The sequence below is a fragment of the Brevundimonas faecalis genome (assembly GCF_040549405.1).
Lineage (GTDB): Bacteria > Pseudomonadota > Alphaproteobacteria > Caulobacterales > Caulobacteraceae > Brevundimonas > Brevundimonas faecalis.
Genome location: NZ_JBEPTF010000003.1, coordinates 239,281 through 259,416, shown reverse-complemented (window position 1 = coordinate 259,416; position 20,136 = coordinate 239,281). Strand labels below are relative to the sequence as shown.

Annotated in this window: 21 protein-coding genes and 1 tRNA gene; 6 read left to right on the top strand and 16 right to left on the bottom strand. The window is 65.1% G+C overall.

What is annotated here, in order from left to right; all coding sequences use genetic code 11:
* Positions 1 to 5: 5 nt before the first annotated feature.
* Genes ABIE19_RS12170 through ABIE19_RS12160 form a run of 3 tightly spaced genes read right to left on the bottom strand, consistent with a single transcriptional unit; the run spans position 6 to position 2,138 of the window.
* Positions 6 to 419: a DUF350 domain-containing protein gene (locus ABIE19_RS12170; RefSeq protein WP_354089461.1), complete on the bottom strand. Its 414-nt coding sequence runs from the start codon at positions 417 to 419 to the stop codon at positions 6 to 8.
* Between the two features lie 20 nt (positions 420 to 439).
* The gene (locus ABIE19_RS12165) at positions 440 to 1,087 is read right to left on the bottom strand and encodes a DUF2491 family protein (protein WP_354089460.1); all 648 of its coding nucleotides are present in this window, start codon (positions 1,085 to 1,087) and stop codon (positions 440 to 442) included.
* Between the two features lie 7 nt (positions 1,088 to 1,094).
* The gene (locus ABIE19_RS12160; protein WP_354089459.1) at positions 1,095 to 2,138 is read right to left on the bottom strand and encodes a potassium channel family protein; all 1,044 of its coding nucleotides are present in this window, start codon (positions 2,136 to 2,138) and stop codon (positions 1,095 to 1,097) included.
* Positions 2,139 to 2,231: 93 nt separating this feature from the next.
* Between ABIE19_RS12160 and ABIE19_RS12155 the strand changes: the two genes are divergently transcribed.
* From ABIE19_RS12155 to ABIE19_RS12145, 3 genes are read left to right on the top strand one after another with little or no spacing between them, the layout of a single operon-like run.
* On the top strand, positions 2,232 to 2,912 hold the full coding sequence (locus tag ABIE19_RS12155; RefSeq protein ID WP_354089458.1) for a YjfI family protein: 681 nt from the start codon (positions 2,232 to 2,234) through the stop codon (positions 2,910 to 2,912).
* Between the two features lie 16 nt (positions 2,913 to 2,928).
* Positions 2,929 to 3,675 (top strand): PspA/IM30 family protein, encoded by a 747-nt coding sequence (locus ABIE19_RS12150; RefSeq protein WP_354089457.1) that lies wholly within the window; start codon positions 2,929 to 2,931, stop codon positions 3,673 to 3,675.
* A 3-nt stretch (positions 3,676 to 3,678) separates the two neighbouring features.
* Positions 3,679 to 4,842, top strand: coding sequence for a glutathionylspermidine synthase family protein (locus ABIE19_RS12145; protein WP_354089456.1), 1,164 nt, complete (start codon positions 3,679 to 3,681; stop codon positions 4,840 to 4,842).
* A gap of 55 nt (positions 4,843 to 4,897) precedes the next feature.
* Here the strand turns inward: ABIE19_RS12145 and ABIE19_RS12140 are convergent.
* From ABIE19_RS12140 to clpX, 4 genes are all read right to left on the bottom strand, one after another.
* Positions 4,898 to 4,974: transfer RNA gene (locus ABIE19_RS12140), tRNA-Val, on the bottom strand.
* Positions 4,975 to 5,012: 38 nt separating this feature from the next.
* Positions 5,013 to 5,288 carry an HU family DNA-binding protein gene (locus ABIE19_RS12135; protein ID WP_354089455.1) on the bottom strand — a complete coding sequence of 92 codons (276 nt, stop codon included), beginning with the start codon at positions 5,286 to 5,288 and terminating at the stop codon, positions 5,013 to 5,015.
* A 114-nt stretch (positions 5,289 to 5,402) separates the two neighbouring features.
* The gene (gene lon / locus ABIE19_RS12130; RefSeq protein WP_354089454.1) at positions 5,403 to 7,802 is read right to left on the bottom strand and encodes an endopeptidase La; all 2,400 of its coding nucleotides are present in this window, start codon (positions 7,800 to 7,802) and stop codon (positions 5,403 to 5,405) included.
* Positions 7,803 to 8,158: 356 nt separating this feature from the next.
* Positions 8,159 to 9,427 (bottom strand): ATP-dependent Clp protease ATP-binding subunit ClpX, encoded by a 1,269-nt coding sequence (gene clpX, locus ABIE19_RS12125; protein ID WP_354089453.1) that lies wholly within the window; start codon positions 9,425 to 9,427, stop codon positions 8,159 to 8,161.
* Positions 9,428 to 9,621: 194 nt separating this feature from the next.
* Between clpX and ABIE19_RS12120 the strand changes: the two genes are divergently transcribed.
* Positions 9,622 to 10,269 (top strand): HAD-IB family hydrolase, encoded by a 648-nt coding sequence (locus ABIE19_RS12120; RefSeq protein ID WP_354089452.1) that lies wholly within the window; start codon positions 9,622 to 9,624, stop codon positions 10,267 to 10,269.
* Positions 10,270 to 10,285: 16 nt separating this feature from the next.
* Here ABIE19_RS12120 and ABIE19_RS12115 read toward each other — a convergent pair whose 3' ends face one another.
* From ABIE19_RS12115 to tig, 5 genes are all read right to left on the bottom strand, one after another.
* The gene (locus tag ABIE19_RS12115) at positions 10,286 to 10,606 is read right to left on the bottom strand and encodes a hypothetical protein (protein ID WP_354089451.1); all 321 of its coding nucleotides are present in this window, start codon (positions 10,604 to 10,606) and stop codon (positions 10,286 to 10,288) included.
* 45 nt (positions 10,607 to 10,651) lie between these two features.
* On the bottom strand, positions 10,652 to 11,188 hold the full coding sequence (locus ABIE19_RS12110) for a cytochrome b (protein ID WP_354089450.1): 537 nt from the start codon (positions 11,186 to 11,188) through the stop codon (positions 10,652 to 10,654).
* 110 nt (positions 11,189 to 11,298) lie between these two features.
* On the bottom strand, positions 11,299 to 11,940 hold the full coding sequence (locus ABIE19_RS12105) for an ATP-dependent Clp protease proteolytic subunit (protein ID WP_354089449.1): 642 nt from the start codon (positions 11,938 to 11,940) through the stop codon (positions 11,299 to 11,301).
* Positions 11,941 to 12,295: 355 nt separating this feature from the next.
* Positions 12,296 to 13,201 carry a hypothetical protein gene (locus tag ABIE19_RS12100; protein ID WP_354089448.1) on the bottom strand — a complete coding sequence of 302 codons (906 nt, stop codon included), beginning with the start codon at positions 13,199 to 13,201 and terminating at the stop codon, positions 12,296 to 12,298.
* Positions 13,202 to 13,301: 100 nt separating this feature from the next.
* A complete protein-coding gene (gene tig / locus ABIE19_RS12095) occupies positions 13,302 to 14,645 on the bottom strand; it encodes a trigger factor (protein ID WP_354089447.1) in 1,344 nt (447 codons plus the stop codon).
* 170 nt (positions 14,646 to 14,815) lie between these two features.
* On the opposite strand from tig, the gene ABIE19_RS12090 reads away from it, so the two are divergent.
* Positions 14,816 to 15,517 carry an MBL fold metallo-hydrolase gene (locus ABIE19_RS12090; protein WP_354089446.1) on the top strand — a complete coding sequence of 234 codons (702 nt, stop codon included), beginning with the start codon at positions 14,816 to 14,818 and terminating at the stop codon, positions 15,515 to 15,517.
* Between the two features lie 10 nt (positions 15,518 to 15,527).
* Here the strand turns inward: ABIE19_RS12090 and ABIE19_RS12085 are convergent, their stop codons facing one another.
* A complete protein-coding gene (locus ABIE19_RS12085; protein ID WP_354089445.1) occupies positions 15,528 to 15,743 on the bottom strand; it encodes a hypothetical protein in 216 nt (71 codons plus the stop codon).
* 174 nt (positions 15,744 to 15,917) lie between these two features.
* Here ABIE19_RS12085 and ABIE19_RS12080 point away from each other — a divergent pair, with 174 nt between their 5' ends.
* Positions 15,918 to 16,148, top strand: coding sequence for a con-10 family general stress protein (locus ABIE19_RS12080; RefSeq protein ID WP_354089444.1), 231 nt, complete (start codon positions 15,918 to 15,920; stop codon positions 16,146 to 16,148).
* 61 nt (positions 16,149 to 16,209) lie between these two features.
* Here ABIE19_RS12080 and egtB read toward each other — a convergent pair whose 3' ends face one another.
* The 3 genes from egtB to ABIE19_RS12065 all read right to left on the bottom strand — a co-directional run bounded on the left by egtB (position 16,210) and on the right by ABIE19_RS12065 (position 20,116).
* A complete protein-coding gene (egtB, locus tag ABIE19_RS12075; RefSeq protein ID WP_354089443.1) occupies positions 16,210 to 18,366 on the bottom strand; it encodes an ergothioneine biosynthesis protein EgtB in 2,157 nt (718 codons plus the stop codon).
* Positions 18,367 to 18,502: 136 nt separating this feature from the next.
* Positions 18,503 to 19,708, bottom strand: coding sequence for an acyl-CoA dehydrogenase family protein (locus ABIE19_RS12070; RefSeq protein ID WP_354089442.1), 1,206 nt, complete (start codon positions 19,706 to 19,708; stop codon positions 18,503 to 18,505).
* A 105-nt stretch (positions 19,709 to 19,813) separates the two neighbouring features.
* Positions 19,814 to 20,116, bottom strand: coding sequence for an SCP2 sterol-binding domain-containing protein (locus ABIE19_RS12065; RefSeq protein WP_354089441.1), 303 nt, complete (start codon positions 20,114 to 20,116; stop codon positions 19,814 to 19,816).
* Between the last annotated feature and the right edge of the window lie 20 nt (positions 20,117 to 20,136).

Below are 20,136 nucleotides of genomic sequence, written 5' to 3'. Positions count from 1 at the left end.
CCCGGTCACGCCGTCATGCAGGCGGCGTTCAGCAGGCCGACGCCGATGGAGATGGAAGCCAGGTAGACCGCCGCCGCGATCTCGCCCGCCTCGATGCGGACAACCAGGTTGCGGAAGGCCAGACGGCTGACGACCACGAAGACTGCGATCTGGATGACCCCGGCCAACAGCGCCCACGCGGCGAACTCGGCCAGGCTGACCGTGTGCGACAGAGCCGAGGCCAGGGGCAGGATATAGCCGATCAGCGCCCCGCCCAGGGCGATGGCGGCCGCCGGGTTGCCATCCCGGATCAGGGTGCGCTCATGATAGGGCGTGACCCACTGATAGATCAGCTTGAACGCAAGGGTGAAGGCCCCCGCCGCCGCAAAGGCGATCAGAAAGGAGATCGCTCCCTGCTGAAAACCGAACCAGTCGAACATCCGTTCTCTCCTTTGCGCCGTCAGGCGCGAAACTCGGCCATTTCCAACGGAATGCCGATCATGATTTCGTGGGTCGTCTCGCCGCCCTCGGGCTGCTGCTCCAGGGCGAGCATCAGTTCGCGCCCGCCGGCCAGATCGCGCGCATACAGCATGCAGGTCTGGAAAATCCTGGCGTAGGGCCTGGTCGCCGTCCGGTCGTCCCAGATCGTCTCCCACAGGGTGACCGGCGCCTGGACGGCGTCGCTCTCGCTGAACCACAGACGCGGATAGTCAGGCAGGTTCTCGTTCGCCCCGCGGAAAACCGGCGCGGACAGGCGGTCGCGCCAGATGCGACGGTCCCGTTCGCCGGGCGGATAGGCCGAGGTCCAGGGCACGAACAGACTGAAGTCGTAGCTGTCGCCGCCCGCTTCATCATCGCTCATGGCCTGAAGCATGACGTGGTCGTCGGTGTAGAAGCGATGGACGTACTGGCCGTCGTCCAGGCGGATTACGCCCTGGGCGCTGATGTCCAGCACGTCGCGGTCGAGCGTGAAGGACGTCTCTTCCCCCAGACGCCGCCACGCCAAGGGGTCCAGCGCCACCGTGCGTCCCACGGTGATGTTCCGTACGACCGCCAGGCGCGACTCCGACGTCGGCTCCTTCGATCGTCCAAACAGCTTCTTGAACATGCCGGATTCAGCTTCCCGCCAGGCTCGGCTGATCCAGCCGAACGTGAGAAACATAGAAGATGCGGTCGCCAGTCTTCACGTCGGCCTCTCCCGGAGGGTTGAAACGCGGCGATTTCGCACCTGCCGGTTGATGCGCCAACAGGGTCGCACGTTGTTTCCACAAGCCCTGCGTCAGGTCGCCCATCGGCCGATCCTCGCCCTCCCAGGTCAGGCTGAACAGGGTGGCGCCGTCGTCAAGATGACTGGTCAGGGCCGTAATGACCTGGCTGGATCCGGGATCGCGTGCGGCCCGGGCCAGCATTTCCGGGGCCGAAGCCAGGACAACCTCGACCTTGGGACAATGCTGGGCCGTCAACCTGGCGCTGTCCGCATCCTCGAAAAAGCAAACGACATGAGCGGTTTCGGGGACCGCTGCGGCCACGGCGAGCGTGGCGGCCAAGGTGTCAGCGTCGCTGCTGGCGTAGACGAGCACCCGGCTGGCCCTGGCTGCCCCCGCTCGCGCCAGAGCGGCAGGCGAGGTCAGGCTCTCGCTCTGGACATAGCGAATACGAGGATCCGGGTCCGTCACCGTCTGGCGCGTCAGCAGGACCAAGGTCTGCATCTTGCTGAGTTCAGCGCATAATTCGTCGATCATCTTGGGCGTGCGCGCCGGATGATAGCCGATCAACAGAATGGCGTCGCTCATCCTGGAATAATCCCCCTTGCCCGAACGACGGGTGCGCCAAACATCGCCGATCGCAGCCAGCACCTTGGCCACCACAGTCGTGAAGGCTGCAATCGCGCCGGGAAATATCCAGACGGCCGTAACCAGCCGCCCCGCCGCGCTTTGCGGACTTAGATCGCCATAGCCCACGGTGTAGGCGGTCGTTGCATACCAGTAGAAGAAGGATGCGAAGGCGTGCAGCCCCTTTTCCCCAGCTATCGCCAGCAGAAGCCAGGACGACAAAGCATGGAACAGGATCAACCCGCCCAGCATCCGCCAATGCATGTCCGCCATCGCATGGAAGGCCCGATCAAAGATCAGCGCCAGCTTCAGCCTTGGCAACAGCACCTTGCCCCCTCTATGCCCAATCGTCTTCAGATCACAATGTGATCGCAAACCCCTATGCGATGTCAAGGGTTCATGTTACGCGTTACATGTAACATGAGCACAACGCCCCCCACCAGCACAGCCGGCAAGGAACGCATCCGCGCGTGGCGGCAGGCGCGCCGCAAGGCCGGGCTGATCAAGCTGGAGCTTTGGGTTCCTGAAAGCGCTCGTGACGACGTCAAGGCCGCCGTTCGCGCCATCGTCACCGATTCCACGCGCGGCCCGCCCCTCGCCGGGCGACCGCGACGCCCCTTTTCCGCCCCTCTTCCTCCTGGAGACCGCCACCACATGGACGCCGTGATCGAAACCCCCTGGACCGTCCCCGCCATCAAGGCGGCGCTAGACGATTCCTCCCTGACGCGCGAGGGCGAGATGACGCTGCGCGTGCTGGAAGGCGCGGACGCCGTTCTTCTGGCCACCATGCATGAATACGGCGACCTGCCGATCTATCTCAGCGTCGGCGGCGCCCAGATCGTCTGCTCCGTCCTGCTGTGGCCCGTGGCCGAGCAGGCGGATCGCCACGCCTTCAACGAATTCCTGCTGAAGGCCCAGCGGGTGGTTCCGCTGTCGAACTTCGCCATTACCAATGTCGGCGGCGAGGACGTCTACGAACTGATGGGCGAACTGTCGTGCAAGACCACGCTGCAAACCATCCTGATCGAACTGCGCACCCTGGCGGAAAACGCCATCGAGGCGACCGAACTGCGCGAAACCTTCGGCGCCGAAGCCGCCTGACACCGGAGACCCGACCATGTCCATGCTTAGAAAACTCTCCGCCCTGTTCCGCGGCACGGCCCATGACGCCGCGCAGAGCGTCGTCGACGCCAACGCCCTGAAGATCCTGGATCAGGAAATCCGCGACGCCGACAACGCCCAGGGCAAGGCGCGCGACGACCTGGCCGGCCTGGTGGCGCGTCGCCGCCTGGCCGAGAACGAAATGGCCAGCTTCCACGATCAGATCGCCAAGTACGAAAACTCGGCGCGCTCGGCCCTCAGCCAGGGCAAGGAGGATCTGGCCCGCGAAGTCGCCGTCCGTATCGCCGAGCTGGAAGTCGAGATATCGAGCCGCGGCCCGCTGATCGAGGACATGAAGACGGCCGAAACCCGCCTGCGAACCGCCATCGCCTCGACCGACCAGAAGATCGAAACGCTTCGTCGCGAGATCGACATCGTCAAGGTCAATGAGTCGGTTCAGCGCGCCCAGGCCTCGGTCGCGCTGAACTCGGCCGGCGCCCAATCGCGCATCGGGTCGGCCGCCGACAGCCTGCAGCGCATCAAGCAGCGCCAGGCCGTGCAGGAAGAGAAGCTGCGCGAGAACCAGGCCCTGGAAGATCGCCGCACGGGCGCCGACCTGGACGCCAAGCTGCGCGACGCCGGCATCCTGCCCGGCCACACCTCGGCCGACGACGTCCTGGCGCGTCTGACGCAGAAGGAGGTGACGATCGTGACCCCGCGCCTGGGCCAATCCGCACCGATCGCCGACAAGGACCCGGCCTGATTCATGGAACGTCTGCGCTTCGATCCTCGCCCCGATTGGGAAACCCAGGCCGACAGTCTGGGCTTCACCTGGCGTCACGTGGGCGGCGAGGTCTATTGGGACGAAACCGCCGCCTACGCCCTGTCCCTGGCCGAGGTCGAAGACGGGATCGAGGCGCCGACGGAAGAACTGCACGCCATGTGCCTCGATCTGGCGGCCGAGGCCGTCCAGTCCGAGCGGCTGATGGAGCAGCTCGATATTCCGGAGCCGATGCGGGACTATGTCGCCGACAGTTGGAAGCGAGGCGATCCGTCCCTCTACGGCCGGTTCGACTTCGCCTACGACGGGACAGGTCCGGCCAGGCTCTATGAATACAACGCCGACACCCCGACCAGCATCTATGAAACCGCCGTCTTCCAGTGGCTGTGGCTGGAGGATCAGATCAAGGCCGGCGTCCTGTCGGCCGAGGCGGACCAGTTCAACAGCCTGCATGAGAAGCTGGTCGATCGGTTTCGCGCCATCTTCCCCGACGGCGGCTTCGTCCACTTCAGCTCTGACGCCGACTTCGTCGAGGACCGCCAGACGGTTCGCTTCCTCGAGGATCTGGCGCAGCAGGCAGGGCTGGAGCCCCAGTTCGTCGCCATCGACCAGATCGGCCTGAACGCCGACGGCCGGTTCGTCGATCACGAGAATTGGCTGATCAACGCCCTGTTCAAGCTCTACCCCTGGGAACAGATGCTGCGCGACGACTACGCCGCGCCCCTGCCGACCGCCGATGTGACGGTGCTGGAGCCCGCGTGGAAGAGCCTGCTGTCCAACAAGGGCATCCTTCCCCTGCTTTGGGAACGCCACCCCGGCCACCCCAACCTGCTGGAAGCCTATTTCGAGGAAGATCCGGCCCATTCCGCGCTCGGCCGCTCCTATGTCCGCAAGCCCCTGTTCTCACGCGAGGGCGCGAACATCGAACTGATCGACCAGGGCCGAAAGGTCGAGGTCGTCGACGGCGGCTATGGCGAGGGTCGCTGGATTCGCCAGGCCCTGCACGCCCCTCCGGCTTTTGACGGCAACTACGTCATCGTCGGCTCCTGGGTCGTCGGCGACCAGGCCGCCGGGATGAGCCTTCGCGAGGACGCCGGCCCCGTCACCCTCAACACCTCCCGCTTCCTGCCCCACTTCATCAGGGACTAGGGCGAGCGCCTGGAAGCAGGCTCGGCTCCTGAGAACAGCGAATAGCCTTGGTGAATGGTAGGCGGCGACGGGTTCGAACCGCCGACCCTCTCGGTGTAAACGAGATGCTCTGACCAGCTGAGCTAGCCGCCCGTGACGTCATGCGTCGAAGGCTTCATGCCCTCGACCGGTCATCCGTTCAAGGCGCTTTTCAATCCTTCCCCAGGACGAAAGCGCACGGTGCGTGAGGCGGGGCGTTCGACGACCTCGCCCGTGCGGGGATTGCGGGCCGTTCCCGCCTTGCGATCCACGGCCGAGAAGCCGCCGAAGCCGATCAGGCGGACGTCCCGCCCCTCGGCCAGGGCCTCGGTGACGGCGACCGTGAAACCTTCCAGGGCCAGGCGGGCCTCGTCGCGGCTGATGCCGGCCGCCTCGGCCATGCGGCCGATCAGTTCGATCTTGGTCATTCTTCACCCTCAGCGTGCAGCCCTTCTCACTTAAGGGTGTGGGCCTGGGGCGTCAAAAACGACGCGGCCCGGGATCGCTCCCGGGCCGCGCGCAGTCTTGCAATGGCGCCGCCGTCAGTGGCTGACGGCCGCTCCGCCTTGGGCCGGAGGGGCTTGCGGCGCGGGCAGCAGAGGCTCCGCCGCCTCGTCCCATTCCACCGGGGTCAGGGTGCCGGTCAGGGCCCACTTCAGCGCCTCGTCCGCGGTCGAGATCGGGATGATCTCCAGCGCCGACTTCACGTTCTCGGGCACGTCCTCCAGGTCCTTCTCGTTCTCCTGAGGGATCAGCACCGTCTTCACGCCGGAGCGCAGGGCGGCCAGCAGCTTCTCCTTCAGGCCGCCGATGGCCGTGACCCGGCCGCGCAGGGTGATCTCGCCGGTCATGGCGATGTCCTTGCGGATCGGAATCCCGGTCAGGACCGAGACCATGGCCACGGTCATGGCCGCGCCGGCCGAGGGACCATCCTTGGGCGTGGCGCCATCCGGCACGTGGACGTGGATGTCGGTCTTCTCGAACACCGGCGGCTTGACGCCGAAGGCCAGCGAGCGGCTGCGGACATAGGAGGCGGCGGCGGAGATCGACTCCTTCATCACATCCTTCAGGTTGCCGGTCACGGTCATGCGGCCCCGGCCCGGCATCTTGATCGCCTCGATGGTCAGGATGTCGCCGCCGAACTCGGTCCAGGCCAGGCCGGTGACGATGCCGACCTGATCTTCCGAGTCCGTCTCGCCGTAGCGGAACTTCCGCACGCCCGCGTATTCGGCCAGCTTGGCGCTGTCGACCGTGATAGAGGCGGCCTTGGTCTTGGCCATCTCGCGCACGGCCTTGCGGGCCAGGCCGCCCAGGGCCCGTTCCAGCGAACGCACGCCAGCTTCACGCGTGTAGTAGCGGATCAGGTCGCGGATCGTCTCTTCTGGAACGATCAGTTCGCCGTCCTTCAGGCCGTGGTCCTTGAGCTGCTTGGGCAGGACGTGGCGCTTGGCGATTTCGACCTTTTCGTCCTCGGTGTAGCCGCTGACGCGGATGATCTCCATCCGGTCCATCAGGGGCTGAGGCATGTTCAGGCTGTTCGCCGTGGTGACGAACATCACCTGCGACAGGTCGTAGTCGACCTCCAGATAATGGTCGCCGAAGGTCGAGTTCTGGGCCGGGTCCAGCACCTCCAGCAGGGCCGAGGACGGGTCGCCGCGCCAGTCGGCGCCCAGCTTATCGATCTCATCCAGCAGGACGAAGGCGTTGGTGGTCTTAGCCTTCTTCATCGACTGGATGATCTTGCCGGGCATCGAGCCGATGTAGGTCCGACGGTGGCCGCGGATCTCGGCCTCGTCGCGCACGCCGCCCAGCGACATGCGGACGTATTCACGCCCCGTCGCCTTGGCGATGGACTGGGCCAGCGAGGTCTTGCCGACGCCGGGAGGCCCGACCAGGCACAGGATCGGGCCCTTCAGGCTGCCGGTGCGCGCCTGGACGGCCAGATACTCGATGATCCGTTCCTTGACCTTCTCCAGGCCGTAGTGATCCTCCTCGAGGATGTCCTCGGCCTTCTGCAGGTCGATGGGCTTGGTCTTGGCCTTGCCCCACGGGATCGACAGCAGCCAGTCGAGGTAGTTGCGCACCACGGTCGATTCCGCCGACATCGGCGACATGTTGCGCAGCTTCTTCAGCTCCGCCTCGGCCTTGATGCGAGCCTCCTTGGACAGGCGCGTCTTCTTGATGCGCTTTTCCAGGTCCAGCAGTTCATCACGGGCGTCGTCGGTCTCGCCCAGCTCGCGCTGGATCGCCTTCATCTGCTCGTTCAGATAATATTCGCGCTGGGTCTTCTCCATCTGGCGCTTCACGCGCGAGCGGATCTTCTTCTCGACCTGAAGGACGCTGATTTCGCCCTCCATCAGGCCGTAGACCTTCTCCAGGCGCGTCGGCACGACGACGGTTTCCAGCAGGCCCTGCTTGTCGGCGATCTTGACCGACAGGTGGGCCGCCACGCTGTCGGCCAGCTTGGACGGGTCGGCGATCTGCGGGATGGAGCTGAGGGCCTCGGGCGGGACCTTCTTGTTCAGCTTCACATAGCTTTCGAACTGCTCGATCACCGCGCGCAGCAGGGCTTCGCTTTGCGAGGCGTCGCCGTCCTCGTCGTCGATCGCGACGGCTTCGGCTTCGTAATAGTCTTCACGGTCGGTGAAGCGGATCAGGCGCGCGCGGCCCTTGCCCTCGACCAGGACCTTCACCGTGCCGTCGGGCAGCTTCAGAAGCTGCAGCACGGTGGCCAGGACGCCGGTCTGATAGATGGCGTCGGGCGCGGGGTCGTCGTCGACGGAGTTCTTCTGGGTGGCGAGCAGGATCTGCTTGTCGCCCTTCATGATCTCATCGAGCGCCCGCACGGACTTCTCGCGGCCGACGAACAGCGGCACGACCATGTGCGGAAAGACGACGATGTCTCTCAGCGGCAGGACGGGGAGGATTTTGCTCTCGGTCATGATGCGTACTTTCGGGGGCCTTCGTGGATCTCCGGCCGCTCAGCCTGTCTGCCTCGGCGTGAATGCTTCGGCGTCTCGACTCAGCCCGCCTGTTTTCGGCGGCTTTCGTATGAGTATGTGGCGCTGCGAACGCCGTGTTCAAGCGTAGCGGCCGCAAGGCCCACAGAAGCGTGAAACTATCGTGACGCTGGACGCGGCGTCCACACGTCCCTGCGACACAGGTGATTTCATGTCAAAGGGCCGCCGCAACGGGATTTTCCGTCCCATGGACCCTGTGGCGCCGTTTCATCAGCAGACGAAGCGAAAAAGGGCGGCCCGTCGCCGGACCGCCCTTCCGTCCTCGATGAGGATCAGTCTCAGGCGGCGCCGTCGGCCGTCTTCTTCTTGGTTTCCGAGTAGATCAGCAGGGGTTGAGCCTTGCCGTCGATGACCTCGGCGTTAACCACCACTTCCTCGACGCCCTCGAAGGTGGGCAGTTCGAACATGGTCTCCAGCAGCACGCCCTCCAGGATGGAGCGCAGGCCGCGCGCGCCGGTCTTGCGGGTGATCGCCTTCTTGGCCACCGCCGACAGGGCGTCGTCGGTGAAGGTCAGCGTCACGTTCTCCATCTCGAACAGGCGCTTGTACTGCTTGACCAGGGCGTTCTTCGGCTCGGTCAGGATCTTGATCAGAGCGACCTCGTCCAGGTCCTCCAGCGTCGCCAGGACCGGCAGACGGCCGATGAACTCGGGGATCAGGCCGAAGCGCATCAGGTCGTCAGGTTCGACCTGCTTCAGGATTTCGCCGGTGCGACGCTCGTCGATCTCCTTGACCTTGGCGCCGAAGCCGATCGAGGCCCCCTCGCCGCGCGCCGAGATCACCTTCTCCAGGCCGGCGAAGGCGCCGCCGACGATGAAGAGGATGTTGGCGGTGTCGACCTGCAGGAACTCCTGCTGCGGATGCTTGCGGCCGCCCTGCGGGGGCACGGAGGCGACGGTGCCTTCCATGATCTTCAGCAGGGCCTGCTGCACGCCCTCGCCCGACACGTCGCGGGTGATCGAGGGGTTGTCCGACTTGCGTGAAATTTTGTCGATTTCGTCGATGTAGACGATGCCGCGCTGAGCCCGCTCGACGTTGTAGTCCGAGGCCTGAAGCAGCTTCAGGATGATGTTCTCGACATCCTCGCCCACATAACCGGCTTCGGTCAGGGTCGTGGCGTCAGCCATGGTGAAGGGCACGTCGATGATGCGCGCCAGCGTCTGGGCCAGCAGCGTCTTGCCCGAGCCGGTCGGCCCGATCAGCATGATGTTCGACTTGGCCAGTTCGACGTCGTTGTTCTTCGTCGCGTGGTTCAGGCGCTTGTAGTGGTTGTGGACGGCGACGCTCAGCACCTTCTTGGCGTGGCTCTGACCGATCACATAGTCGTCCAGGACGTCGCGAATCTCCTTCGGAGTCGGAACCCCGTCCTTGGTCGTCTTGAAGGCGATCTTGTGCTCTTCGCGGATGATATCCATGCACAGTTCGACGCATTCATCGCAGATGAAGACGGTCGGTCCCGCAATCAGCTTGCGGACCTCGTGCTGGCTCTTGCCGCAGAACGAGCAATAGAGCGTGCTTTTGGCGTCTGTGCCGGCGGCTTTGGTCATAGACCCTTCTCACTCCCGCGATCCGCCCCAACATGGGACGAAAAGCGCTTCCTTCGCGATTGATCCGGGAATCTATCGTCGAAGGTCTTCAAAAATTGACAATCACCCATCACACGTTCCGCCACAACCCTGTTGCGACGCGACAACGCACGATCAGGGACAGTCTCGACAGATTTGCATGGGGATCACGGCTAATGTCTGACATGGGCGCCGCATCATCGTTCCGCCAGTCCCCCGTCGGGGAGCGCCCGATCGTGGCCTTCGATTTCGACGGCACGCTGACGATTCGCGACAGCTTCACCGCCTTCATGCGCGACCGAGCGGGACCGATGGGGTGGGCGACGGGCCTGGCCCGCATATCCCCTGCCCTGCTCGCCTATCTGGGCGACCGCGATCGGGGCCGGATCAAGGCCGCCTCGGTGAAGCAGTTCCTGGGCGGGCTGAGCCGGCAGGAGTTGGAGGCCGAGGCCGATCGCTTCGCCGATAAGGTCTGGGACCGGTTCATGCGCCCCGACGCCCTCGCCTGCTGGAAGGCCTGGGGCGACAAGGGCGCGCACCGGGTGATCGTCACCGCCTCGCCGGAAATCACCGTCGCCCCCTTCGCGCGTCGCCTGGGCGCCGAGGGCCTGTTGGGCACCCGCATGGTCTTCGACACCCAGGATCGCGTCACGGGCGTCTTCGACGGCGAGAACTGCCGAGGCGAGGAGAAGGTGCGCCGCCTACGCGCCGCCTATGGGCCGAACATGGTCCTGACCGCCGCCTATGGCGACACTTCGGGCGATACGGAAATGATCGCCTTCGCCCAGGAAAAGGGGTTCCGCGTCTTCCACGGCCGCCCCTGACGCGCCGGCTGAGGGGTCAGCGCCCCTCCGCGTCCACGTCGAAATTCATGGTCTTGCCACGCGAGGTGGGGTTCCAGCCCGCCTCGATGGCGGCGGCGACGGCGTTGCGCACGTGGTCGAGGTCCAGCCGGACCTTCTCCATGTCGGGCCGCCCATTGGGCCGCATGGGCATGGGAAACTGCACGACCGCCTCGCGCTTGTGGTCCGTCAGGCGCAGGGTCAGGGCCATGCCCTCCCACTGGCGGCCCTCGATCGGCCGAGGCTGGCGCCGGATTTCCCATTCATAGATGTCGCCGTCGACCTCGACGGTTCCGCTCGTGTCTTTCGTATAGGGCATGGCCGCCTGATAGCACGAAAGCGGCGCGGCTCGAGCCGTCTCGTGTCAGCCCATCATTCGTCGCGTCGTATCGTCCTTCCAGACGTAGCGGTGAACCAGGACCATCAGGACATGGCCGCCGATCGCGGCCAGCAGAACCCAGGCCAGCAGGCCGTGGGCCGCGTTCGCCGGCGCCGTCATCCAGGAGGTTTCAGCACCGCCGCCCTGGATGAAGGGCAGACCGAAAAACTCCATCGGCTTGCCGGACCCATATTGCCGCAGCAAGGCCAAGGCAGGCACGATCAGCATCAGGACATAGAGAACCAGATGCCCCGCCTTGGCGGCCAGCCCCCAGAAACCGCCGCCGTGCGCCGGACGCGTCTTCATGTTGTAGAGGCCCCAGAGCGCCCTGATCAGGATCACGAGCAGCAGCACGGTCCCGACGCTCTTGTGCGTGCCGACCCAGAAGGCGGTGATCGGCGCCTTGCCGACGATCAGCTTCACGCCCATCCCCGTAAACTGCCAGGCCAGCAGAAGGACGGTTCCCCAGTGCAGCAGGCGCGTGAGCGCGCCGTAGCGGAATCCGTCGTCTCTCCACCGCATCGCCATTGAGAGGCCCTCCTCGCTGATAACGAGTCTCAAACACGATTCGAGGCGGAGTCCGTCGCCGGACCCCGCCTCGCAAATTGTCGCAGCCAGAGGTCGCCCCGGGCTTAGGGCGCCTTGACCCCGTCGTCGGCCGCCTGGGTGCGCTTGTCGTAGACGTGGTCCACGATGCCCCAGGCCTTGGCTTCCTCGGCGGTCATGAAGTGGTCGCGGTCCAGGGTGCGCTCGACTTCTTCATAGGTCCGGCCGGTGTGCTGGACGTAGATTTCGTTCAGGCGGCGCTTGGTGGCGATGATGTCCTCGGCGTGGCGCTCGATGTCCGAGGCCGTGCCGCGGAAGCCGCCCGAGGGCTGATGCACCATGACCCGCGCGTTCGGCAGGGCGATGCGCTGGCCGGCTTCACCCGCCGTCAGGATCAGCGAGCCGGCCGAGGCGGCCATGCCCATGACCACGGTCGAGACCGGCGACTTGATGTATTGCATGGTGTCGTAGATCGCGAGCGCCGAGGTCACCTGACCGCCGGGGCTGTTGATGTACATGCTGATTTCCTTCTTCGGGTTTTCCGATTCCAGGAACAGCAGCTGGGCGCAGATCAGCGAGGCCATGCCGTCCTCGAACGGGCCGGTCAGGAAGATGATCCGCTCGCGCAGCAGACGCGAGAAGATGTCGAACGACCGTTCGCCGCGGCTGGATTGCTCCACCACCATCGGCACCAGGTTGTTGGAGATGTAGTCGATCGGATCGCGCATACGGGCTTTCTCAGAATGCTACGGACGCGACTCACGAGGCGCCCTTCGTCCTAGCATATCGCGTTCGACCGGCTTCGACGCAAGGCAGAGCTGCGGATCCTCCATCCGCCGCCCTTGGACGAGGATGGATTCAACCTCTGTCAGAGAAAAGTCGTCCGCCGTCGTTTGCGCTTCCGCTTGCGCAGAAACCGTCAATAGCATGGCGGCCAACACGGTTACCTTGAAACCCAAGTCACACCCTCCTGCAGCAGTCGACAGGGACAGCCGCTGGCTGTTCCGATACTATATTAAATATCAAAAATATTCGAACGTGTGACGCGAGCATCGCCCCGAGGTTCCGAGTCGCTCCCAACGATCAACGATCTCGACGCTGCTGAACGACCTCTTCGGCGATTCCTCGCGCTTGAGCCTGGATATTCGGGCGATTGGGCGGCGCCTTATAAAGAGCGGCTAAATAGTCCCGATCCCATTGCGTCATTCCCGTGTAGTCGCCGGGACGCTGAAACAGATTGAGGATCGTATCCTGCCCTCCCAACTCTCCGTCGGGATTCACCTGAGCCAAGGCCACGAAGGCGATATAATCGACCAAGGCGCCGGCGCGAACCTGGCTGGTTCGGCTGAAATCCACGATGACGACTACCCGAGCAAGATCATCACGGACATTGGTGCGCAACCGCGACGCATCCCGTACGGTGTTGGTCGGATACTCCTGGCCATCCAGATGCACGGCGATTTCTCCGGTCTCTATGTTGACCGGCAGGCTGACATGCCACCACCGAACCGGGGCCTCGCCTTCCTGGAAACGCCGCAATGCCGCGCCGCCGCGGTCCGTGGCGCTTCGAGACGGGCGATAGCCGCGCGGATCGTCCCTGACCAATTCCCTGGCCGTGCGAGCGCCGTCGTCAGTGCCCACGATCATGAGATCCACTTTACAACCCGGCCCCGCCACATCGCCGCCCGCTTCGATGATGCGTTCGGCCACACGGTCGATAACAGCTTGAGCATATTGCGAGTTGAGGTAGGCCGTCGCCACGCAAACCGGCTTGTTCCATCGCGCCAGGGGTCGGCCGCGCGGCGGCGCCATATTGCTCTCGATGAAAGCGTCCACACGCTCTCGAACCTGAGCGGCGCGCATTCGCGCACGAACCTCAACCTCGTCGATTTGAGTGACCTCAGGCTCGACTTGCGCCTGAACGGCCGCCTGAGGCGGTTCAGAAGCCGTCAGACTCGCTGCGACAGCGGCAATTGTCCAAAAACCCACGCCACATCTCCGGAACAAAAAAGGGCCCGCCAAAGCGGACCCTTTTTCTTTGCATCAAGCGCTGACGGAACGACAGTTACCGTTCCGTAAGACGCAGGGTTCAGCCCTCGTCTTCTTCCTTCAGCAGTTCTTCCTTCGAGATCGGCGTGTCCTTGACCTCGGCGACGCCGACGATCAGGTCGACGACCTTCTCTTCATAGATCGGCGCGCGCAGTTGGGCGGCGGCGTTCGGGTTCTGGCGATAGAAGTCCAGCACCATGCGCTCCTGGCCCGGATAGTTGCGGGCTTCGGCCATGATGGCGTTCGACAGTTCCTGGTCCGAGACGCCGACATTGTTGGCGCGGCCGATCTCGGCCAGGACCAGACCCAGGCGCACACGGCGCTCGGCGATCTTCTTGTACTCGGCCTTCAGTTCGTCTTCCGACTTCTTGGCGTCGTCTTCCGGCAGGCGGCCGGCGTCCTTGTCAGCCGACACCTGGGCCCAGATGCCTTCGAACTCAGCTTCCACCATCTTCGGCGGCAGCGGGAAGTCGTGGGCTTCGTCCAGTTGGTCCAGCAGGGCGCGCTTCAGCTTGAAGCGGGCGGCGCCGGCGTACTGCTGGTCCAGGTTGGCCTTCAGCAGTTCCTTCAGCTTGTCCAGCGACTCCAGGCCGATGCGGGTGGCGAACTCGTCGTCGATCTTGGCTTCGGCCTCGGCCTTGATGGCCTTGACCTTGATGTCGAAGGTCGCGGCTTTGCCGGCCAGGTTCTTGGCCTGGTATTCTTCGGGGAAGGTGACCTCGATGGTCTTTTCCTCGCCGACCTTGGCGCCCTTCAGTTGCTCTTCGAAGCCCGGGATGAAGCGGTTCGAACCGATCACCAGGTCGGCGTCCTCGGCCGAGCCGCCTTCGAACACTTCACCGTCCAGCTTGCCGACGAAGTCGATGGTCAGTTGGTCGCCTTCGGCGGCCTTCACGGTCTTGCCCTTTTTGTCCTCATAGGTCTTGGCCTGCGAGGCCAGTTCCTTGAGGGCTTCGTCCAGATCCTCGTCCGAGGCGGTGTAGGTCGGGCGGTCCAGCTTCAGGGTCTTGGGGTCAACCGGGGTGAATTCCGGCATGATTTCCAGGGCCATTTCATAGGCCAGGTCTTCCTGACCGGCGATGACCTTGTCCATGTCCGAGACCAGCTTCATCTCGGCCGGCGCGGCCGGGCGGATCTTCAGCTCGTCCAGAGCGCCCTGGCTGGTTTCATTCAGCGAGGCGTTGATGATTTCGCCCATGAAGTCGCGGCCGAAGGTCTTCTTGACGTGCGCAGCCGGCACCTTGCCCGGACGGAAGCCCTTCAGCTTCATCTGCGGGGCAACTTCCTTGATGCGGGCTTCGAGCTTTTCGTTCAGCTCGGCGACGGGGATGGTCACCGCGATCACGCGGCTGAGGCCTTCGTTCGACTTTTCGACGACTTGCATGGTCGGGTATCTGACGCTCTGGGGCGACGCCCAGAAGGCGCGCGGTGGATAAAGCAATAGGGCCGCCCCTTTCAGGAGCGGCGCCTCGAAGCCCGCCCTTATGTCGAGAAGGGGGGCAAAGGTCAACGCGCGCGGTTCCTTTGCCCGCATCATCTCGCTATCTGAAGATCATGAGCCAGCCTTCCTCCCTCATCGGCGTCTTCATCACGCCCGTCACGCCGCTGCAGCAGAACTGCACCACCGTCTGGTGCACCAAGACGAACAAGGCTGCGGTCATCGATCCCGGCGGATCGGCCGATGCGATTCTGGGCGAGATCGCCCGACGCGGCCTGACGCTCGAGGCCATCTGGATCACCCACGGCCATCTGGACCACGCGGGCGGCGCCGCCGACATGCAGGAAAAGACCGGCGTCGACATCATCGGCCCCCAGGCGGAAGACCAATTCTGGATCGATCTGATTCCGACCCAGGGTCAGAAGTACGGCCTGCCGGAAGCCCGCACCTTCACGCCGACGCGGTTCCTGAACGACGGCGACACGCTCACCCTGGGTGAAACCACCTGGGAGGTGCTGCACTGCCCGGGGCATACGCCAGGCCACGTCGTCTTCTTCAACCGCGAGGCCCGTTTCGCCCAGGTCGGGGACGTCCTGTTCCAGGGCTCGATCGGTCGCACGGACTTTCCGCGCAGCAATCATCAGGCCCTGCTGACGGCGATCACGACCAAGCTCTGGCCCCTGGGCGACGACGTGACCTTCGTTCCCGGCCACGGCTCCCACTCCACCTTCGGCGCCGAACGGCGGAGCAATCCCTTCGTCTCGGATCAGGCCATGTCCCGCGCGCCGATCGCCCGCCCGGCCAGCGGCCCTTCGTAAGGCGTCAGCGTCAGCGTCCCGCCATCATGCCGATGACCACGCCCAGACCCAGGGCGTAGAGACAGGCGCGGATCGGCTCGTCCCGAACCGCGTCGCGGGCGCGCTTGACCCGGTGGTCGGCCCAGGCGCGCGCTTCCGCCGCGTCCTCGCGCAGGGCTTCGCGGATGGGACGCGGTCCTTGATCTTCAGAGGCGTCGGCGGCGGCGAAGGTCGGTGCGTCGGTCATGTCGGTCTCCTTCTCACGGCTTCGCGCTTTTCAACCCGTCTCACCGCCGGCGGTTCCTGACAATGCGTCTTCGACCGTTGGCGGAACAAGGAAATGAGGGATGGGCGGAACCGGAGCGGCGGCCTCGGCTTTCTTCTTCAAGGAAGCGCCACAGTCTTGGAAAGGAACAACCGAATGGCCGAAGGTCAGACCACGCGCGGCTCCGGTGTTTCCAAACGAGGGTTCGCCTCGATGGATCCGGAACGCCAACGCGAGATCGCTCGCAAGGGCGGCGCCAGCGTCCCCAGCGAAAAACGCAGCTTCTCACAGGATCGCTCACTGGCCGCCCAGGCAGGCCGCAAGGGCGGCGAAGCGTCTCACGGATCGCGCAACAAGCCCGAGGCGGGCGCCCCGCCCAAGGGCTGAGGTCCGATACACGACTTTCCAGGCGACGCGTTCTCCCCGCGTCGCCTTTTTCATATGCGCTTCAGGCTTCCAGCAGGGCCAGGCCGACCGCCGGATCAGGGCCGACCTCGAAAGCCTGCAGCCGCCAACCCGCCGCCTCGGCCAGGGTCCGCACGGAAGCCTCGTCGAATTTGCGCGAGTTTTCGGTGTGCAGGGTCTCCCCCTCGGCGAAGCGGAAGGCCAGGGTGTCCAGCCGCACCGTCATGGCCTTCATGACCTGCAGGTGCATCTCGATCCGGCTCTCCGTCGCATTCCAGATCGCCAAATGACGGAAGGCGTCGGGCTCGAAATCCATGCCCAGTTCGCGGTTCGCCCTGAGCAGGAGGTTCCGATTGAACGCCGCCGTCACGCCCCGGGCGTCGTCATAGGCTGCGACCAGCGCCGAAGGATCCTTCACCAGGTCCACGCCCAGGATGAACAGCGCCCCCTGCCCCAGGTGCTCGCGCGCTGACCGCAACAGAGCCTCCGCCGCCTCGGGCGACAGATTGCCGATGGTCGATCCCGGGAAGAAACCGATACGCCGTCCTGGTCCCGCCTCAGGCGGAGGCGGCGACAGATGCTCGAAATCGCCCGTGAGCGGCAGGACCTTCAGTTCAGGATAGTCGGTTCGGATACGAGCCGCCGCCTCGGCGAGGGCCGAAGGGCTGATGTCGATGGGGACGTAGGCGGCCAGGTCCGGCGCAGCGTCCAAAAGGATGCGCGTCTTTTCACTGGCGCCGGAACCCAGCTCGACCAGGACGGCGCCCGCGCCGAACCGGCCAGCCCATACCGGCGCCACGCGCCGCAACAGCGCCGCCTCCTGTCGGGTCGGATAATATTCCGGCAGGCGGGTGATCGCCTCGAACAGGCGGGAGCCCTCGGCGTCATAGAACCACTTGGGCGATACGGACTTCTGTCGCCGCGTCAGCCCCTCGATCATGTCGCGGCGAAACGCCTCATGATCCCCCTCGTTCTGAGCCGCCGCGCCGTCGGCGGCTAGACGCAGGCCCGAGAACATCCAGCGCTGAGGCGGATAGTAGAAGTTCCGGTAACTCGGCCGGGCATGACCCGCCGGCGTGGCGAAGGCGCCGCCCCGCAGCACCGCCTGATTGGCCATGAACTTGCCGTTGTACTCGGCCGCCGTCCCCTCGGTCGGCCTGAACCCCGGATAGGGCGCATAGGCGTCGGCGGTCCACTGCCACGCCTCGCCATAGAGGTTGGAGAAGGCGTCCGGGCGACTGCGGACCGCGTGCTCCCACTCCGCTTCGGTCGGCAGGCGCCGGCCCGACCACCGGGCGAAGGCGTCGGCCTCATAAAGGCTGACATGGCGAACCGGCGCGGTCGGATCGATAGCCTGAGGCCCCGCCAGGGTCATCAGGCGCCAGTCTTCCGCATCGACCTTCTCGCGGCGCCAATAGAGCGGCGCCTCCCAAGCCTGCGCTCTCACCGTCACCCAGCCGTCCGCCAGCCAGAGCTCCGGCCGCCGATAGCCGCCGTCCGCCATGAAGCCCAGCCAGTCGCCGCAGGTGACCAGGTCCGCCGCCAGGGAATAGGGCTCCAACCAGACCTTGCGCACGGGCCGTTCGTTGTCGAAAGCGAAGCCCTGATCCCCTGCCCCGATCTCCACCAGACCGCCGTCGAAGGCCGCCCAGCCGCCCCTTGCCCGTTCCAGCGGCGCCTCGCGCGGCTCCCGCCCATAGGCCGCCGGCTCCAGCGGGGAAGAGGCCATCAGGTTCAGCAGGTCCATCAGGAACAACTCCTGATGCTGCTGCTCGTGGTTCAGTCCCAGTTCGAACAGATAGCGCTCCCGGTCATCGGCCAGGCCGCGCGCCAGAACGGTCTCCATTCGGCGGTCGATCTCACGACGATAGGCCAGGACCTCTTCCAGCGACGGCCGGCTCAACAGGCCGCGCTCGGCCCGCGCCACCCGTGGCCCCAAGGCTTCGTAGTAGGAGTTGAAGACCAGGTTCAGCCGAGAATCGACCGGCATATAGCCCGGCCGTTCCTTCAGGATCATGGTCTCGAAGAACCAGCTGACATGACCCAGATGCCACTTCCCGGGGCTGGCGTCGGGCATGGACTGCAGCGCCAGATCCTCCGCCGACAAGCCCTCGATCAGTTCAAGAAATCGCCCGCGCACCCGACGATAGGCGTCGATGTCGGTCTCGACCGGTCGGCCGGCGCGGTGAACCTGTCCCATGATCGCGGATCGCCCTGAGCGTCTTCAATAACGACCCCTGTTCAATGCCGTCACGAAAGACCCGGTTCCGCCGTTCATGGTCAGACAAGAGGCGGCAAGGGGCCGGCGACAGCCCCTGCCCCTTGCGTTTCCCGCCCTATCGGCGTCCGCCGTGGCGGGCGTATTCCAGCCGCGCGATGGTCCGATTGTGCACCTCGTCCGGACCGTCGGCGATCCGCAGGGTCCGCACCGTCGCGTAGAGTTCGGCCAGCGGGGTGTCGCCGGAAACGCCGGCCCCGCCGAAGGCCTGGATGGCGTCGTCGATGACCTTCAGCGCCATGCGCGGCGCGGCCACCTTGATCTGGGCGATCTCGGACTTGGCGTTCTTGGCGCCGACCTCGTCCATCATCCAGGCGGCCTTCAGCACCAGCAGGCGGCACATCTCGATATTGGTGCGCGCCTCGGCCACCCGCTGCTCCCACACCGAATGTTCGGCGATGGCCTTGCGGAAGGCTACGCGGGTCAGCAGCCGCTCGCACATCAGGTCCAGCGCACGCTCCGCCGCCCCGATCACGCGCATGCAGTGGTGGATGCGGCCTGGCCCCAGGCGACCCTGGGCGATCTCGAAGCCCCGCCCTTCGCCCGCGATCAGGTTCGCGGCGGGGACGCGGACGTTCTCCAGCACCACCTCGGCGTGGCCGATCGGCGCCTCGTCATAGCCGAAGACCGACAGCATCCGCTCGACGCGGAAGCCGGGCGTGTCGGTCGGCACGATGATCTGGCTCTGCTGCTGGTGCACGGCCGCGTCCGGGTCCGTCTTGCCCATGACGATGGTCACGGCGACGTTGGGGTGGGCCATGTTCGTCGACCACCACTTGCGGCCGTTGATCACATAGTGATCGCCGTCACGGACGATGCTGGTCTGGATATTGGTCGCGTCCGACGAGGCCACCTCCGGCTCGGTCATCAGGAAGGCCGAACGAATTTCGCCCGCCATCAGGGGCTTCAGCCACCGATCCTGCTGCGCAGCGTCGCCGTACATGTGCAGGACTTCCATATTGCCGGTGTCGGGGGCGTTGCAGTTGAACACCTCGGCCGACCACAGCCGCCGCCCCATCATCTCGGCCAGGGGCGCATATTCCAGATTGGTCAGTCCCGCGCCGTGCTCGCCCGGCAGGAACATGTTCCACAGCCCCGCCTCGCGCGCCCGGGCCTTCAAGGCCTCCATGACCGGCGGCTGCGTCCTGGGGTCGGCGTGGACCTGGGCGCGGTATTCCGCCTCGGCCGGGATCACATGATCGTCCATGAAGCGCGCCAGGCGCTCCTGCCACATCAGGGCGCGTTCGGAAGGGGCGAAATCCATGATCGGGTCCTCAATCTTTCAACGCGCTTCTGCGAGCGCCTGATGTGAAAACGGCGCGGCCTCCGAGGAAGCCGCGCCGTCGTTCGTCGGTCGCTTATCGGCGCATCAGCGCTTCAGCAGCGGCGCCAGCTTCTGGGCGATCATCATGTCGCCCGCGATCTTCAGCTTGCCCTGCATGAAGGCCATCATCGGGTCCAGCTTGCCTTCCGACAGGGCGACGAAGTCGTCCCACTTCATCGACACGGTGGCGTCGGCGGGCTTGTCGTCATTCGTCACCGAGTTCGGCGAGGAAGCGCCGTCGATGAAGATCTTGCCGACGTCGCCCAGGTCCAGCTTGACGGTCTTGCCGAGGCCCGAGTTGTCGCCCACGGCGCTGCGAATGTGTTCAGTGACGGCGTTCAGGTCCATGTACGTCTCTCCCGTGGACG